The 18,655-nt window shown below is 63.3% G+C and carries 6 protein-coding genes; all 6 read right to left on the reverse strand.

Features of this window, described 5'->3' with window-relative positions:
* Window positions 1–25 precede the first annotated feature (25 nt).
* Window positions 26–1,753 carry a type II secretion system ATPase GspE gene (gene gspE / locus ACVOLQ_RS10990; protein ID WP_313172435.1) on the reverse strand — a complete coding sequence of 576 codons (1,728 nt, stop codon included), beginning with the start codon at window positions 1,751–1,753 and terminating at the stop codon, window positions 26–28.
* A 123-nt stretch (window positions 1,754–1,876) separates the two neighbouring features.
* The gene (locus ACVOLQ_RS10995) at window positions 1,877–3,760 is read right to left on the reverse strand and encodes a S8 family peptidase (RefSeq protein WP_313493086.1); all 1,884 of its coding nucleotides are present in this window, start codon (window positions 3,758–3,760) and stop codon (window positions 1,877–1,879) included.
* Window positions 3,761–3,915: 155 nt separating this feature from the next.
* Entirely contained in the window at window positions 3,916–12,255 is an 8,340-nt protein-coding gene (locus ACVOLQ_RS11000; protein WP_481528023.1) for an ESPR-type extended signal peptide-containing protein, read from the reverse strand.
* Window positions 12,256–12,531: 276 nt separating this feature from the next.
* The gene (locus tag ACVOLQ_RS11005) at window positions 12,532–12,654 is read right to left on the reverse strand and encodes a hypothetical protein (protein ID WP_481528024.1); all 123 of its coding nucleotides are present in this window, start codon (window positions 12,652–12,654) and stop codon (window positions 12,532–12,534) included.
* Between the two features lie 98 nt (window positions 12,655–12,752).
* Window positions 12,753–14,621, reverse strand: a complete 1,869-nt coding sequence (locus ACVOLQ_RS11010) for a S8 family peptidase (RefSeq protein ID WP_481528025.1) — start codon at window positions 14,619–14,621, stop codon at window positions 12,753–12,755.
* A gap of 101 nt (window positions 14,622–14,722) precedes the next feature.
* Complete coding sequence (locus ACVOLQ_RS11015) at window positions 14,723–18,349, reverse strand: ESPR-type extended signal peptide-containing protein (protein ID WP_481528026.1); 3,627 nt, start codon at window positions 18,347–18,349, stop codon at window positions 14,723–14,725.
* Window positions 18,350–18,655 lie beyond the last annotated feature (306 nt).

The following is an 18,655-nucleotide window of genomic DNA, read 5'->3' on the forward strand; positions in this document are numbered from 1 at the left end:
CACCGCTCCAGGCGAACGCGATGGCTCATGCGTCCTCCGTTACCCGCAGCACTTCTTCCAGCGTGGTCTCGCCACGCAGTGCCTTGCCGATGCCGTCTTCGTACATGGTGCGCATGCCTGCCTTGCGTGCGATCTGTTCGATCTCGCCCATGCCGGCCTTGCGCATCACCGCAGTGCGCAGCGCGTCATCCATCACCAGGAACTCGACGATGGTCGTGCGGCCGAGATAGCCGGTGGGTGCGTGCGGCGAGGGCTGCGCGCGATAGAGATGGATGTCGCCCTGCGGCTGGAAACGGCGCAGGCCGAAGCGCTGGATTTCCTCGTCCGACGCGCGGTAACGCAGCGCATGGGTCGGCTCCAACCTGCGCACCAGGCGCTGGGCGAGGATGCCGTTGATGGTGGAGGTGAGCAGGTAGTCTTCCACGCCCATGTCCAGCAAGCGAGTGATACCGCCGGCGGCGTTGTTGGTGTGCAGGGTGGACAGCACCAGGTGGCCGGTCAGCGCCGACTGGATGGCGATGCGCGCGGTCTCCAGATCGCGCATTTCGCCGATCATGATGATGTCCGGGTCCTGGCGCACGATGCTGCGCAGGGCGTTGGCGAAATCCAGCCCGATCTGCGGTTTGGCCTGGATCTGGTTGATGCCTTCCAGCTGGTATTCCACCGGGTCTTCAACGGTGATGATCTTGACCTTGTCGGTATTGAGCTGGTTCAACGCGGTGTACAGCGTGGTGGTCTTGCCCGAGCCGGTGGGGCCGGTGACCAGCAGGATGCCGTGCGGCTGCTCCAGCACCTTGCGGAACTGTGGCAGGAAATCCTCGCTGAAACCCAGCCGCTGGAAATCAAACACCACAGCCTCGCGGTCCAGCAGGCGCATCACCACGCTCTCCCCGTGCGCGGTGGGCATGGTGCTCACGCGCAGGTCCAGCTCCTTGCCCTGTACCCGCAGCATGATGCGGCCATCCTGCGGCAGGCGGCGCTCGGCGATATTGAGCTTGGCCATGATCTTGATGCGGCTGATCACCGCCGCGGTGAGGTTGACCGGCGGGCTTTCGCCATCAACCAATACGCCATCAACGCGGTAGCGCACCTTCAATCGGTTCTCGAACGGCTCGACGTGGATGTCCGATGCGCGCAGCTCCACTGCACGCTGGATCAACAGATTGACCAGGCGGATGACCGGTGCTTCGGAAGCGAGGTCGCGCAGGTGCTCGATATCGTCCAGCGGCGCAAGCTCGCCATCGGTGGTTTCCAGGATGGTGCCCATCGCACTGCGGCCCTGCCCGTACCAGCGCTCGATCAGCTCATCCACTTCGCTGCGCACGCCAACCACCGGCGCCACCTCGCAGCCAGTCGCCAGACGGATCGCATCGATCGCATAGCCATCCTGTGGATCAGCCATCCACAGCAGGATGCGGCCACGCTGCTCGCCCAGCGGCAGCACCAGAAACTGCTTGAGGAAGCGCAGCGGCACCGGCTCGGCGCCTTCCACCAGTTCTGGCGGATGTTCGGGCAGGTCGCGGGCGGCCAGCAGCCGCAGCCCCAGCACCTTGGCACAAGCCTCGGCGTGGTCGCGTTCGGAAACCAGGCCCAGCCGGGCCAGCAACACCAGCAGATCCCCCCCGGATTCGCGTTGCAGTTGGCGGGCACGCTGGAGGTCCGCCTCTTTCAGCCGGCCTTGCGCCAACAGTTCGGTGACGATGCGGTCGGCAGGTGATGGCGCAAGTTGGGCGTCGTGGGCTACCGCGTTCACGCAATCCTCCTGGGTTGCCCGAACTTTAGCAGTTCGTACCCGCCGGTCGTGCACATGAACCTGCATTACAGGCAAAAAGAACCCCGGCAATGCCGGGGTTCCAAGCTCGTGCAGAAGTCAGGTTTACTGACGGGCAACCAGGCTCACGCCGCTGAAGGAACCCGCCCCCACCAGGGTGACGTAGTAGGTGCCTGCCTGCGGCTTGTTCACGCGCACGGTCTCGCTGTTGCCCGCGCGGGTGGACTTGGCATCGAACGCGGTGCTGCTGGCAACCGCGTCGTAGCGCACATACACCGATACATCGCCAGCACCGCCATAGGTCATGAAGGTCAGCACCTTGCCGGCCTCGGCCTGGAAGCTGTAGACGGTCTCGCTGCCCGCGCTGCCGGCCAGCCCGGTCACTGCCACCTTGTTGACCAGCGGGGTTGCCTCGGGACCGCACTGCTCCACGTTGGGATCGCACGGCGGCTCGGTGGCCTTGACCAGGGCAGCGTTGATGTTGAGGATGCCGGCGCCGATCGGTGTGGAGGCCGGGATCGCCACCGGGAACGGCGTGGCGGTCTTCTTCAGCAGGTCGCGCATCTGGTTCAGGGTCAGCGGCGTATCCACCACGCTCTGCACCATCGCCACCGCCGCGGCCACATGCGGCGATGCCATCGATGTGCCGCCCATGCCGCCCAGGATCCAGTTGCTCGGCTCCGGCCCCTTCTCACCGCCGTTCATCACCTGCCAGATATAGCCGTTCGGATTGCCGTCTACCGAACCGCCACCCCCCGGCGCCGACAGATCCACCCGCGCACCGTAGTTGGAGTAGTAGGCGCGCGCACCGGTAATGCCGGTAGCGCCGACGCTGATCACGTTGTTGCAGGAAGACATGGTGTAGCTGGCGGCATTGGCATTGTCGTTACCCGCCGCCACCACCACGATGGCACCCTTGCTGTTGGCCAGATCGATGGCTTCCTGGTACTCGGTCGGGCAGGTCGAGGGGGACACACTGCCCAGGCTCATGTTGATGACTTCGGCGGGATTGGTGTTGAGCGGCAGCCCCGGCACTTCGCCGCCTGCGGCCCAGACAATGCCGTCGGCAATATCACTGCCAAAGCCACCGCAGGAACCCAGCACGCGTATCGGCATCACCTTGGCCTTGTAGGCCAGGCCCGCCAGGCCACGGCCGTTGTTGGTTTCCTGGGCGATGGTGCCGGACACATGGCTGCCGTGCCAGGAGCTGACATCGGCGGCGTGCGAGCCGCCGGTCGCCCAGCCGGTGCAGTAGTTGGCTTCCACCCAGTCGCCGATATCCCAGCCACCCGGCGCACGCCCATCCGTATCGCGGCGCGACACGCGCTTGTCGCTGATCATGTCGTAACCGGGAATGACGTTGTTCTGCAGGTCCGGATTGCCCTGTGTGATGCCGGTATCGATCACCGCCACCACCACACCCTCGCCCTGCGACAGATCCCAGGCCTGCGGCGCACGCACGCCGGCGGTCGGGTTGAAGAAGTTCCATTGGTACTGTGCATAGTTGGGGTCGGTCGGGGTCATCGACGGTGCCACGTCGACCATGCGCTGGTACATGCGATCGATATCGGCGCGTTCCACCGCCGGATTGGCCTTGAGCTCACGCACGAAGTCCGCGGCTTCCTGCGCATTGAGCGCACGCGAGGTCTTGATCACGCTCCAGCCCGGTGCACCCATGCGACGCAGCAACGCAGCCTCGACGGCCGGCCGCGCGGCGGCACGGGAGGTCTTCGCCACGGCGCGATCCAAGCCGGCGCGCGCCGCCGCGGCACCCAGGCCACGATTGAGGGTGGCCGCATCACGCAGCTCGCTGGTACCGGCACGGTACTTGACCACGAACCGATAGCCACCGCTGGTATCCACCGTGGACGCACTCAGGCCAACGACTTTTGCAGGTCCAATTTCTGCAGCGGATACGGCGGGCGCGCCGATCGAAGCCATCAGTACGACACCGGTGATCGCCAAACCAAGCTGGGTCTTCTTCTTCATGTCGGATCTCTCGTCTTGATAGAACAGGGATGGAACTTCAACGCTGCATCGCTTTGCCGTCCTGGCTCGCAACAGCCGCACTGCGGGGGCAGCACGGCCACTGGCGATGAACCTGGAAGCCCCCGCCGCAGCAGGCGGGGGCGAAACCAAACCGCTTACCAGCCGAAGCCGGCGCCCACGCCCACCGAGCTGTCATCACTGGTGAAGGCACCGCCGAAGGTGACGGTGGCACGCTCACTGATAGCGCGCTGGTAGCCCAGCGACAGCGCCGATTCGCCGCCCTGGTAGCCGACACCGACGCCGACCCGGTTCTGCGTGCGCACGCCCGCAGCACTGGTGGCCATGTTCAACATGGCCGCGCTCATCGCGCCCTGGCGATCCAGGCGGCGGTCGACATGACGCAGTCGCTTGTCGATATCGCCACGGAAGATGTCGAAGCTGTCGGCCATGCTGCTGAACTTGGTATCGGTATAGGTATTGGCCGCGGTGATACCGCTGTCCAGCTGCGCCTTGTTGACCGCATCGGTGGCCTGCGTGCCTGCGGCAACACTGGTGATCTGCCGCTCATGGCCGACGCTGCCAACCGATACGCTGTTGGCACGGTCCGCGATCGAGCCCTGTCCCAGGGCAACGGCACCGGTTGCGGTGACGCTGGAGCCCTGACCGATCGCGGTACCCGAGGCGACACTGACCGTGGCACCTTCACCCATCGCCACTGCATTCGTGGCAACAGCGGCAATGCTGGTGTTGGCCCCTACCGCGGTACTGCCATCCGCGTTGACACGGGCATTGCTGCCGATCGCCGTGTCATTCGGACCATGCGCGTAGCTGTTGTTGCCGACGGCGCTGCCAGCCACGTTGTTGGCCTTGGCCTGCTCGCCCAGAGCTACGCCGCTGCTCGCGGCGGCTGCCGCGGTCTCCGAGCGCGGACCATTTCCATTGCCATTGCCGTTGCCGTTGCCATTGCCGTGACCGTTCCCATTGCCGTTGTTGGCAATACGGTTGTTGAGCGAGGTGACCTGGCCATCAAGTGCCGACAATGCTGCACCGACATTGTTGTAGCTGGCACCCTGGATGACATAGGTCGGGGCGACAAACATGCCTTGCATGCCAATGCCTGCACCGCCACCGAGGAAGCTGGCCATATTGCCCAGCGACTGGAACAACTGCCCGCCATTGATGGCCTGCATGCTGCCCGCAGCAATCGCGCCGGCAGCCACGTTATCCAGCGTGGTGCCCTGGATCCCCGCCAGGCTCAGCTTGTCGCGGCTGGCATCGTCATAGGTCACCGCATTGGCGGTGACGCCCTCGATGCTGCCGATGCGACCATCGATGTCGGTGACGCGGGTTTCCACCGCGCCGACACGCTGGTTGGTGACATGCAGCTGGCCGCCGGTCACCGCGTCGCTGCTGCCTTCGGCGATGCGTCCTGCACCAACGTTGACGATGCGACGCGTTACCGGACCGCTGGTGCCGTTGCCGCCACCGACCGATACCACATTGGCCTCCACTGCACGCGACCCTGCACCCAGCGCCACCGAGTTGGCCCCCGAGACCCCGGCGCCCGCGCCGATCGCCACGCTGTTGGCACCATTGTTGGCGAAGGCACCGTAACCAATGGCAACACCATTGGTGGCGGTGATCGAGGTCTGCCGGCCCAGCGCGGTGCTATTGCTGGCACGTGCCGATGCATCGGCACCGACCGCCGTGGCGCCATTGGCGTTCGCGGTACTTGACGCACCCAGCGCCGTGCTGCGCTCGGCACTGGCAACCGCCCCCGAACCGGAAGCGACCGCGTTGGTACCGCTGGCAGTTGCCACACCATCGCCGGAAGCTTGGAAGTACTTGTTGGTCTCGCCGGCGATATCAGCCACGGCATCCAACTGAGACTTGTTGACCGCATCTGTTGCCTCGGTACCGGCAGCGACATTGGTGATCTGCCGTTCGGCGCCCACATCACCCACCGACACGCTGTTGGCACGGTCGGCAATGGAGCCTGCACCCAGCGCAACCGAATTGGTGGCACCGGCTTCGGCACCAGTACCAACGGCGGTGCTCTGTTGGCCAAAGGCCCAGGCATTGGCACCCACCGCGGTTGCATTATCACCGAAGGCCCAGCTGCCACTGCCGATCGCTACCGCATTGGTCGCGCCGATGCCGAAGAAGCCAAAGCCGGTCTCGGCACCATCACCAATCGCCAGGCTGCCCTCACCCAAGGCCGATGCATTGCGTCCTAAGGCGACATTGCCATCTTCATAGGCGGCTGCGTTGTAGCCGACTGCAGTGGTGCCGACGCCTTCGGCGTAGCTCTGCGAGCCGGTCGCGGTGCTGTAGTTGCCCAGTGCATTGGCCACCGCACCACTGGCGGTGGATTGATCACCCTTGGCATACGCACCAACACCGGTTGCGGTTGCGGCGAAGCCTTCGGCATTGGCGCTGGCACCGAGTGCGGTACCACCAACGCCGGCACTGGTGGCACCGGTCTGCACCGGCTCACCGCCCACGTTGATCAGCGGATCACCGTTTGCATCTACCGCATTGCCGCCCACCGCCACTGCACCGGGGCCCATTGCCTGCGCGTTCTGGCCAAATGCAGCGGCGTTCTGGCCACTGGCCAAGGCATTCATGCCGACCGCCGTTGCGCCATCGGCCACTGCATTGGCACCGCTGCCGAATGCCGATGCGCCATTGCCGATGGCATTGGTCGCCTCACCGGAGGCCGTCGCGTTGTCACCTTCAGCATAGGCACCGGCATCGCTGTCGGCGCTGCCGGTAGCCTTGAAGTATTTCGCCGTGGTCTGGCCTTCCGCCGCCACCGCAGCCACTTCATCGAGCTGATCCTTGTTGACGGCATCGGTTCCCTCGGTGCCGGCGGCAACATTGGTGATCTGCCGTTCGGCACCTACATCACCCACCGACACGCTGTTGGCGCGGTCGGCAATCGAGCCTGCACCCAGCGCCACCGAGTTGGTCGCACCGGCTTCGGCACCGGTACCAACGGCGGTGCTCTGCTGGCCAAAGGCCCAGGCGTTGGCACCTACTGCGGTCGCGTCATCACCGAAGGCCCAGCTGCCGCTACCGATGGCGACGGCATTGGTTGCGCCGATGCCGAACAAGCCGAAGCCGGTCTCAGCGCCATCACCGATTGCCAGGCTGCCTGCGCCCAAGGCCGAGGCATTGCGGCCAACGGCGACGTTGCCGTCTTCATAGGCGGCGGCGTTGTAGCCCACCGCCGTGGTCCCAACTCCTTCCGCATACGACTGCGAACCGCTGGCGGTGCTGAAGTCGCCAACCGCATTGGCAACTGCTCCGCTGGCGGTGGACTGATCACCCTGTGCCCATGCGCCGACACCGGTTGCGGTTGCGGCAAAGCCCGATGCATTGGCACTGGCACCGAGTGCGGTACCACCGACGCCGGCACTGGTGGCACCGGTCTGCACCGGCTCACCGTTGGAGGTGATCAGCGGATCGCCATTTTCGTCCACGGCATTGCCACCCACCGCCACCGCTCCAGGGCCGGTGGCCTGTGCGTTCTGGCCGAACGCCGCAGCGTTCTGGCCACTGGCCACTGCATTCATGCCGATGGCTGCGGCACCACTGGCCAAGGCACTGGCACCGTTGCCGATCACGATGGCACTTTCACCACTGGCCACGCTGTTGCTGCCCAGTGCGATGGCGTTGTCACCATCGACCAGGTTGGCGAAGCCAAACGCACTGCTGTTCTCGCCATCCACCTGGTTGAAGTTGCCGAACGCCGAACTGTTCGTGCCGTTGGCGGTGTTCACATAGCCGACGGCGCTGGCGTAATCACCGGCGGCGACGTTGTAGCTACCCACCGCCGTGCTCTGTGCGCCCGACGCCTCCGAACCAACACCTGCAGCAGTTGCGCCGTCACCACTGGCGACAGCGTCGTCACTGCCATCGGCCGCACCGTTTGCCTTGAAGTAACGCCCTGCCAGCAGCGCACCTTCGGCTGCGGTGTTGAGCTGATCGACGTTGACAGCATCGGTGCCTTCGGTACCGGCGGCCACATTGGTGATCTGTCGTTCGGCGCCTGCATCGCCCACCGACACCGTATTGTCGCGGCCAGCTATCGAACCTGCGCCCAGCGCCACCGAATTGGTGGCACCGGCTTCGGCGCCGGTACCAACGGCGGTGCTCTGCTGACCGAAGGCCCAGGCATTGGCGCCAACCGCCGTAGCGTCATCACCGAAGGCCCAGCTGCCGCTGCCGATCGCTACCGCATTGGTCGCGCCGATGCCGAAGAAGCCAAAGCCGGTCTCGGCGCCATCACCGATTGCCAGGCTGCCTGCGCCGAGTGCGGAGGCGTTGCGGCCTACGGCGACGTTGCCGTCCTCATAGGCGGCCGCGTTGAAGCCGACCGCGGTGGTACCCGCACCCTCCGCATAACTCTGCGAGCCGGTGGCAGTGCTGTAGTTGCCCAGTGCATTGGCCACCGCACCATTGGCGGTGGACTGATCGCCCTTGGCATACGCACCGACACCGCTGGCGGTAGCGGCGAAGCCTTCGGCATTGGCGCTTGCACCCAGCGCCGTGCCGCCGACGCCGGCACTGGTGGCGCCGGTCTGCACCGGCGCACCGCCCACGTTGATCAGCGGATCACCGTTCGCGTCCACCGCATTGCCGCCCACGGCCACTGCACCGGGACCCATCGCCTGCGCGTTCTGGCCGAAAGCGGCGGCGTTCTGGCCGCTGGCCAAGGCGTTCATGCCGACCGCAGTCGCACCGTCGGCCACGGCGGTGGCGCCGCTGCCGAACGCCGATGCACCATTGCCGATCGCATTGGTGGCCTCACCCGCCGCAGTGGCGTTGTCGCCCTCCGCATACGCACCGGCGTCGCTGTCGGCGCTGCCGGTGGCGGTGAAGTACTTGCTGGTGTTGCCGGCTACCGCAGCCACTTCGTCCAGCTGGTTCTTGTTGACCGCATCGGTACCCTCGGTACCGGCGGCGACATTGGTGATCTGGCGCTCGCTGCCCACGTCACCCACCGACACGCTGTTTTCGCGATCCGCCCAGGAATTGGCACCGATGGCGACGCTGTTGGCCGCTTCGGCCACCGCGCTCTGGCCCAGTGCGGTGGAGTTGTCCGCATCGGCCCAGCTGTTGAAACCAATGGCGGTCGCGTATTCGCCCACGGCCCACGCGCCGTTGCCGAATGCCGCCGCCCCGGTGCCTGACGCCTTGGTGCTGATCAGGCCACCGAAGGTGGTGCCGCCGACTGCAGTCGACTCCTCGCCCGAGGCAATTGCCGATTCACCCACAGCCGTGGTGCTGACGCCGGATGCGGCCGCGCCCAGACCCATCGCGACGCCGTAGTCGCCACTGGCTTCGGCCCCGTAGCCAACGGCCGAGGCGAGGTCACCGGAGGCAACGCTGTAACTGCCGACCGCCGTGGTGCCGCGACCGCTGGCCTCGGCACGGAAACCGCTGGCCAAGGCCTGCTGTCCGGAGGCCACTGCCTGCGCACCCTGCGCCGTGGCGAACGCGCCCGAAGCTTCTGCACCCGCGCCCAGAGCGCTGCTGCCGTCGCCACTGGCGACGCTGCCCGAGCCCACGGCGACGGCATCATCGGCATCTGCCAATGCGCCATCGCCGATCACCACGCTGCCGTCACCGCTGGCGACGCTGTTGCTGCCCAGCGCGATGGCATTGGCACCGTCGACCAGATTGGCCATGCCGAATGCACTGCTGTTTTCGCCGTCCACCTGGTTGAAGTTGCCAACCGCCGAACTGTTCATGCCGTTGGCGGTATTCACATAGCCAAGGGCGCTGGCGTAATCACCGGCAGCGACGTTGTAGCTGCCAACCGCGGTGCTCTGCGCACCGCTGGCCAACGAGCCAACACCGGCGGCGGTAGCGCCATCGCCGCTGGCGACCGCGTCATCACTGCCATCGGCGGCGCCGTTGGCCTTGAAGTAGCGCGCGGTCAGTTCCGCACCTTCGGCGACCGCAGTGAGCTGATCGACGTTGACCGCATCGCTGCCTTCGGTACCGGCAGCAACATGGGTGATCTGCCGCTCGGCACCTGCCGCCCCGACCGACACGCTGTCGGCACGATCGGCCACCGAGCTCGCGCCCAGGGCAACACTGTTGGCGGCGGTAGCGGTGGCGTTGGCCCCCAGCGCGGTGCTGTCCGCACCGCGGCTGGTACTGTAGAAACCGACCGCCGTGCTGTTGGCACCGCTGGCCCAGCTCTCGGCGCCCAGCGCACTGGCATTGTCACCGGGCGCATAGGCGAAGTAGCCGACTGCGGTGGATTCGGCACCCGCGGCTTCGCTCAAGGCACCTGATGCCAACGCATAGTCACCGGAGGCAATCGCACCCGCACCCAACGCCGTGGACGCCTCACCGCTGGCCTGGGTATCCACGAAGAAACCCAGACCCGGGATCAGGTCGATCGGGCCGCCCAGCGCAACGCTGCTGGTGCCCGACGCCGCGCTCTGGCTACCCACCGAGGTGCTGTAGTCACCGATGGCATTGGCCACCGCACCAAATGCGGAGGACTGCGCGCCCTGCGCGAAGGCACCCAGGCCCGTGGCCGTAGCGGCAAAGCCCTCGGCACTGGCGCTGGCACCCAGCGCGGTACCACCGAGGCCGGCACTGGTCGCGCCGGTCGTCACCGGCTGCCCACCGAAGGTGATCAAGGGATTGCCATCGGCATCCACCGCATTGCCGCCGACGGCCACCGCCGCCGGACCGGTCGCTTCGGCGTTCTGGCCAAAGGCGGCGCTGTTCTGGCCTGCAGCCAAGGCATTCATGCCGACCGCGGTTGCGCCGTTGGCGACGGCATTAGCGCCGTTGCCATATGCCGACGCGCCGTTGCCGATCGCGTTGCTCGCTTCACCCGCTGCGGTGGCCGCATCACCTTCCGCATACGCACCTGCATCACTGTCAGCACTGCCGCTTGCCTTGAAGTACTTGCTGGTGTTCTCGGCAACTGCCGCCACTTCGTCGAGCTGCGACTTGTTCACCGCGTCAGTATCTTCAGTACCGGCAGCGACATTGGTGATCTGGCGTTCACTGCCCACGTCACCGACCGAAACCGTGCTCTCGCGGTCGGCCCAGGAGTTCGCACCGATGGCGACGCTGTTGGCTGCCGCTGCGGTGGCACTTTGACCAAGCGCGGTGGAATCGTCTGCATCAGCCCAGCTGTTGAAGCCAATCGCGGTGGCGTACTCACCTATCGCCCACGCGCCATTGCCGAATGCCGACGCGCCGGTACCCGACGCTTCGGTGCTGATGAAGCCACCGAAAGTGGTGCCGCCAACCGCAGTGGATTCTTCGCCAGAAGCGATCGCCGATTCGCCTACCGCCGTGGTGCTGGTCGCCGAGGCGGAAGCACCCAGGCCCATCGCAACGCCGTAATCGCCGCTGGCATCGGCGCCATACCCCACTGCCGAAGCAAGGTCGCCGGAGGCTGAACTATAGGCGCCAAGCGCAGTGGTGCCACGACCACTGGCATCCGCACGGAAGCCGTTGGCCGTTGCCTGCTGCCCGGAAGCAAGCGCCTGGCTGCCCTGCGCGCTTGCATAGGCACCGGTCGCTTCTGCACCGCTACCAACAGCAGTGCTGCCCAGCTCGCTGGCGAGACTGCCGGAGCCGACCGCAGTGGAATCATCGGCAGCCGCGTAGGCGCCATCGCCGATCACCACGCTGCCATCACCACTGGCGACGCTGTTGCTGCCCAGCGCGATTGCGTTCGCACCATCCACCAGGTTGCCGGAACCAAATGCGCTGCTGTTGGCACCATCCACCTGGTTGAAATTGCCGACAGCCGAACTGCTTTCGCCGTTGGCGGTGTTCACATAACCCACCGCACTGGAATAGTCACCGGCGGCGACGTTGTAGCTGCCAACCGCGGTACTTTCCACACCGCTTGCCAACGAGCCAACACCTGCAGCCATCGCGCCTTCGCCGCTGGCCACGGCGTCGTCGCTGCCGTCGGCAGCGCCATTCGCCTTGAAATAGCGGCCAGCCAGCAGCGCGCCGTCGGCAGCGGCATTGAGTTGATCCAGGTTCACCGCATCGGTACCGGCAGTACCGGCGGCGACATTGCTGATCTGACGTTCGCTGCCTGCCGAGCCCACTGACACCGTGTTGGCGCGATCGGCGATGGAGCCGGCGCCCAGTGCCACGCTGCCAGCGGCAGACGCGACCGTGCCCGCACCGATGGCCACTGCATTCGTGCCCGATGCATCGGCGCTGTTGGCGATGGCGCAATCCACCAGCGTTGCACTGCCAAGCACCATGCACTGCGCGTTACCGCCCACTTCCACCGACTGTGCCTGCGCCGCGGTTACCCAGGCGCTTGCTCCTAGACCCAACGCGACGGCAACCGACAAGGCTTGCAGGCGTATTCCGGCGCTATGCCGCTCATCCATGACCACACCGGCCGAGCTGGACGATGCCAACTCCGACGCCACCACCAACTGCCCCAATGCCTTGTTCCATACCTTGCGGTAGATCCGGTTCATCGCTGCTGCTCCTCAAGTGGACGGTTTTTTCCTTGCATAAACGCGCCATCGCCGGGCTCTACGTGCCCAACGATCCCCCTGTGGTGTTGTGATCCCGGTCCCGCTGAAGGGCACGTGAGGCTCACGCCTGTCGTGGTCTACCCCCCTGGTTCCATACCTGTCGGGCGACTACGGGATGGATGGAGTCTTAATCGACGATTCATCGTTCGTCAAATTTCCGGCGTCCCGGACGGTTTTTGAGAGCAGCCGCACAAATCTCGCGAGCAAGCGAGATCGTCAGAAAATTTTCTTTTGAAACAATTGGCTAGCCCCTCGATTGACCCAAAAACATCGCAACCGTTCATCAACACGCTCAGCGCCAACAAAAAAAGCCCGCAGGCCTTGGCCTGCGGACTTCATGCTTGTTTCCTTGTGCATGGCACCACTAGTTGACGGACGCGACTTCACTAAGCCGGCGGAATGTCGCACCGCAGCACCATGCCTGCGTGGGCAGCAAACTACTGCCTCGCAACAAGCGTCACATTGGAGTAGCCGGTCAAGGTATCCAGCCTGATGGAGTAGGTACCCGTTTTCGGCGCAGTGAACCTGACCGTCTGGATGGTGGTGCCAGGACGCGCCGAACTTGCGTCCGAGCCAACCAACTGCGGCTCTTTCTCATAGCTCACATTTACCGAAACGCTGCCTTGTCCACCATAAGCCATGAAACTCAGCGTTGTCCCCGCAGTCGCACTGAACTGATAGAACTTGGTTTCCCCCTTGGACGCAGACAAACCCGACATTTCAACTTTGTTGAAGAGAGTCGGTGCAGCCGAACAATATCCCAGAGCCGGATCACATGGCACCTTCAATGCGAGCGCCAAGGCCTTCGCTGCATTCAAGATTCCAATGCCGATAGGCATACCGGGTGGAATAGCCTGGGGAAACGCAGATGCAGATTGCATCAAAATTTCCTTCATTCGCCGCGGCGTCACGGGGGTATCAACAACGCTTTGGATCAACGCAGCCGTAGCGGCAACATGCGGCGACGCCATCGAGGTCCCCTGGTAGCCCGCATAACCCCAATTACCCTCCTCCGGTTCTTTCTGGCCCCCATTCACAACCTGCCAGATAAGCCCCTGCTCGCCATCACGCTGGTCGCCACCGGGAGCTGAAAGCACCACATTCGGGCCCCAGTTCGAATACCAGGTAATTCCCCCCGTATTCCGCGTAGCTCCAACCGGAATGACATTTTTACAGTTAGTCGGGGAGAAAAGTTGAGAGTTAGCACCGTCATTCCCCGCCGCAACAACAACAACTGCGCCCTTGTTGACGGCATAGTCGATGGCCTCCTGTGTGGTAGCCGAACACGGCCCCGGGCCACCCAGGCTCATGTTGATGATGTCCGCAGGGTTTTGATTGAGAGGCAGGCCTTCCACCTCCCCGCCGACAGCCCACACCAAGGCGTCAGCTATATCACTGTCATATCCGCCACAGGATCCAAGTACCCGTAGCGGCAACACTTTAGCGTCGTATGCCAAACCCGCGACGCCTTTGTTGTTGTTCGTTTCCTGGGCAATGGTGCCTGCCACATGGGAGCCATGCCAACCACTCCGCTCCGCCGGATGCGGCCGCGCGCCCAGCGCAACGCAATAATCCTCTTCAACCCAGTCTCCGGTATCCCAGCCACCGGGGACTCGCCCAGAGGTAGGACGACGGGACATCATTGGGTCCGAAATGAAGTCATAGCCTGGCAGCACATTGTTGGCCAAGTCTGGATGATCTTTGAGTACCCCTGAGTCTATCACCGCTACAACAACCCCCTTGCCCGTCGATACATCCCAGGCTGCCGGCGCACTGACGCCAACAACATCCTTGTAGAAATTCCACTGCAGCCGACTATATTCAGGGTCGTTTGGAACCGCTGCAGGCTTGACCGTGCCGAAAGCATTCATCCTGCGATCTACCTCAACCCGCTCTACGCCTGGCGTGGCCCTGAGCTGATTCACAAATGCATCCACCTCAGAGGCGGACAAGGCTCGCGACATCTCCACCACTTTGGTCCGCGGCAGCGAGGAAGACCGCACAGATCTGGTACCTACTGAAGGCAAAGCGCTGCTACGTGAAGCAGCCTGGCCAGCACCTGCTAGGCCTGCACGGGACAATGCAGCACCCAGCGATGACTGCTGCAAGGTAGCGGATTTCAGCTCCGCCGATCCTTGACGAAACCTGACAATGAACCTGGAGGACCCTTCAGCCACCAGTGAACCCGATTTCATCGCACCAGGCCTTGCAACCTTGGGCATATCCCCTGCATTTGCGACGCAACTCATCGCCATGGAAATGGCCATCGCCACCGACACGCTCATCCCATTAATAATCTTATGCATGACTCGTCCTTCCGTTCATATTGGTTTAGTTAAGAAGAAGCCGCATCCGATTGCACTCACACGCAAAGCACAAAGCTACACTGCACAAAATCATCCATCGTTTACCAACCAAAACCGGCGCCAATACCCGCCGAACTATCGTCACTGCTGAAAGCTCCCCCCACAGTTACAACCGCCCTCTCGCCGAAGGCCCGCTGGTAGCCAACAGACAGCGCAGTTTCGGAACCCTGGATACCAACACCCACACCTAGGCGGTTATCCCCGTGCACGCCGGCGGTGCTCGCAGCCATATTCATCATTGCCGACGTCATTGCACCTTGCCGATCAATCCGACGATCAACTTTCTGCAGCTTCTCACTCAGGTCATCCCGCAGCAGATCGAAACTGTCATTCAATGCCGTGAACTGCCCATCCGTGTAACTGTTTGCCGCCGCAATACCCTTGTCCAACTGGGCCTTATTGACGGCATCCGTATCTGCGGTGCCCGCAGCGACATTTGTGATCTGCCTTTCCTGATCTTTTCTACCGACGGAGACGGTATTTTCCCTGTCCGCCAAGGCACCCTGTCCAATAGCCACTGAACCTTCCGCAGTCGCAAGTGATCCTTGTCCAATGGCAGTGCCGTTTTCCGCTGCCACCCGCGCACCCTGCCCAACAGCCGTGCCACCAGGTGCGCTCACGCTAGCTCCTTCACCTACGGCCACTGCATTCTCTGCACCCGCCTCGATAATCGCGCCGGCACCTACCGCGGTGCTGCCGTCCGCATGAACGCGTGCATTGCTACCCAGTGCCGTATCACCTTCTCCGTTTGCCTCGGCGCCATGGCCTATGCCTGTACCGCTGCTGTGCTCCGCAATAGCGTCGTCACCCAGCACGACACCTTTGCCACTTCCAGCGTTACTTCCCGGACCCACTTCATCGACAAGCCAGGCCAGCGCGGTTATCTCGCCATCGAGCGCGGCCAATGCATCCCCAACGTTGTTGTAGGTCGCGCCCTGGACCACATAGGACGGTGCAATAAGCAAGCCTTGCAGGCCCAGGTTGGCCCCGCCCCCAAGCATCAAGGCTATTGATTCCAACGACGCGCTGAGCTGCCCACCGTTGACGGCTTGCAGGCTGCCGATAGCGATCTCGCCAGCTGCCAGGTTCTCAATGACCGTGCCATTTTCACCGCTCAAGCGAACTTGATCGTGGCTGTCGTCTTCGTAGCTGACGGCATTGGCTGTGGCCCCCGCAATGCCCTCGATGCGTTCGCCAATATCGTCAACACGTGATTCCACAACGCCCAGACGCTGGTTGGTGGAATACAGCTGACTACCATTCACGGCATCGCTACTTTGTGCCGATAATTCACCCGCCCCCAGATTTACGATTCGACGGGTTGCAGGCCCAGTCCCACCGCTACCAGCGCCCACCGAGACCACATCATTGGCTGACGCTATCGAGCCAGCGCCCAGGGCCACGCTGTTCACACCGGTTGCCACGGCAGCTGCACCCAGCGCAGTTCCACCTTCGGCTTGCGCCAGCGCTGAAGAGCCAATCGCAATGGCGGCAATGGCATCCGCTTTTGCCCCACGCCCCAGCGCCATGGAATCAACGGCGACTGCACTACTGTGTGCACCGACCGCCAACGCGTTCACTGCTGCAGCAAGGGAATTTTCGCCGAAGGCGATTGCTTGATCAGCAGCCGCCACGGTTTCTGATCCGATCGCTATTGCCGAAACTCCGGACGCAACCGCCTCGTAACCGGCCGCAAAGCTTTCATTGCCGATAGCCATACTGCTGGTACCGAGAACCGTCGCATCATTACCCACAGCCTTGTTCTCAAAACCCATCGCGGCGCTTCTATCACCTTCGGCACTATTGGACGCGCCCACTGCCAGGCTGGCGGCGCCACTGGCGGTATTGGAGAAGCCCACAGCGCTGCTGAAAGCCGATTCAGCGGTGCTGTACGCACCCACAGCAAGACTGTTTTGCCCCTGCGCCAACGTGCCAACGCCCGCCGCCGTGGCCAGCTCCCCAGTCGCAACTGCGTCATCACTGCCGTCATTTTCGCCATTCGTTACGAAGTAGCGATCCGTGCTCTCGCCCTGGCCTATTGCTGAATTCAGCTGGTCAAGATTCACCGCATCCGTCCCTTCCGTACCGGCTGCAACGTGGGTGATCTGACGCTCCTCACCCACGGCACCTACGGATACCGAAGAATCACGGTCCGCAACCGAACCCGCACCCAGCGCGACCGCATCAGTGGCAGTGGCTGTGGCACCAAAGCCAAACGCAGCACTGTCCTCCCCCGTCACCCGCGCGTTTGTACCCAATGCTGTTGCGCCATTGGCCTGTGCCTTGCTACCGGCACCGATGGTGATCGCGTCGGTAACAAAATTATTGGCAGCAACCGTGTCAACCCCGGGGCGAAGCGTACTGGCACCATCACCAATGGCAATCGTTCGCGCCCCAACCGCCTGGGCCCAGTTACCGATGGCTACGTTTCCGTTTGCACGCGCCAGAGCCTTGTAACCAACCGCTGTTGCTCCTATGCCGGTCGCTGCACTTGCAGAGCCCAACGCCGTGCTATTGACCATATCGGCAATGGATGCCGTACCAACCGCAATAGACAGATATTCAGTGGCCTTCGAACCGTCACCAATCGCTGTGGACATTCGGCCAGTTGCGATAGCTCCCGAACCAATGGCCGCCGCCCCATCTGCCAGGGCATTAGCTCCTACGCCAACTGCAGTGGCATGCAGACCTCCTGCGCGGCTCTGAGCACCGATGGACGTACCAGCGTTCTCGGCAGCAGTCGCGCCAAGACCCACAGCAACACCCATCTCACCCGCAAGAGAGGCAGCTCCAATCGCAACCGCCCCAGTACCCGCCTTGGCCGCTTTATCCACCGGAACAAAATTGCCGTCGACCCCCTCTGTCAGCAGAGAGTCACCGTTCTCGTCCATCGCACTACCGCCAATGGCAACCGATGCTTTCCCTTCGGCCGTTGCACCACCCCCGGCAGCGATGCTGTTTGAACCCGTTACCGAGGCGTTGACGCCAACTGCGATGCCTCCTTCCGCAAGTACGACAGCGTTCTCACCCAGCGCCATCGACCTTATCGCCATCGCATTGGCGCCATAGCCCAACGCCATGGTGCCCAAACCAACTGCATTGCTTGATTCCCCTGCTGCCAAGGCCCCTTCGCCTTCGGCATAGGCACCGGCATCACTGAACTCGCCGCCCTGTGCAGTGAAGTATTTGTTTGTCGTACCGGCGATCGCAGCCACGGCCTCAAGCTGCTCAAGATTCACCGCATCCGTCCCTTCCGTACCGGCTGCAACGTGGGTGATCTGACGCTCCTCACCCACGGCCCCTACGGATACCGAAGAATCACGGTCCGCAACCGAACCCGCACCCAGCGCGACCGCATCAGTGGTTGTGGCGCCAAAAGCAAACGCAAGACTGGTACCGCCTTGCAAGGCACAGTCGGCCAGGTTGGCACTACCCAGCACGATGCACTTGGCATTGCCACCCACGGCTACCGACTGTGCGTGCAGCGGTGCAGTCTGTGTTCCCAACCCAAGTGCCAAGGCAATTGCCCCCCCCAGCAATTGCAGGCGCTGAGTCCCTTGATCGCGCGCATCCACCGCACCTGCCGAGCCTTTGGAACTCGCCAGTTCCGAGGCAACCACCAACTGACCCAACGCTTTGTTCCACACCTTTCGATAGATCCGATTCATTGAGACTGCTCCCGAAGTAGATTGAGTTTTGTGCGCGCAGTAACCCCGCCAGGCGAGGTCGACATGGCGTTTTCCAAACATGTGTTGCTGCAAATCCCCCGCGTCGCCTGCTTGGCACGGCCACGCATGTCGCCAGATCCACGCAGCGCGATGCGGCGCGTGATTTTTTGAACGGCGCGAGTTTTGGAGACGCGGCTTTATTGCGTCAAGTTTCTAACTGGCACTAAAAATCGCTGGATACAGCGCTAAAAATTGGCTTTTGGTGATATTTGAAAGCCAGATATTTTTTATAAACAGCGCTGTTTG

The organism is Stenotrophomonas sp. STEN031, from assembly GCF_056759975.1.

Excerpts from the sequence above, each read along its gene's own strand:
- ACVOLQ_RS10995 (WP_313493086.1), bottom strand. The coding sequence starts at position 3,760 with ATGAAGAAGAAGACCCAGCTTGGTTTGGCGATCACCGGTGTCGTACTG.
- ACVOLQ_RS11000 (WP_481528023.1), bottom strand. The coding sequence starts at position 12,255 with ATGAACCGGATCTACCGCAAGGTATGGAACAAGGCATTGGGGCAGTTG.
- ACVOLQ_RS11005 (WP_481528024.1), bottom strand. The coding sequence starts at position 12,654 with ATGAAGTCCGCAGGCCAAGGCCTGCGGGCTTTTTTTGTTGGCGCTGAG.
- ACVOLQ_RS11010 (WP_481528025.1), bottom strand. The coding sequence starts at position 14,621 with ATGCATAAGATTATTAATGGGATGAGCGTGTCGGTGGCGATGGCCATT.
- ACVOLQ_RS11015 (WP_481528026.1), bottom strand. The coding sequence starts at position 18,349 with ATGAATCGGATCTATCGAAAGGTGTGGAACAAAGCGTTGGGTCAGTTG.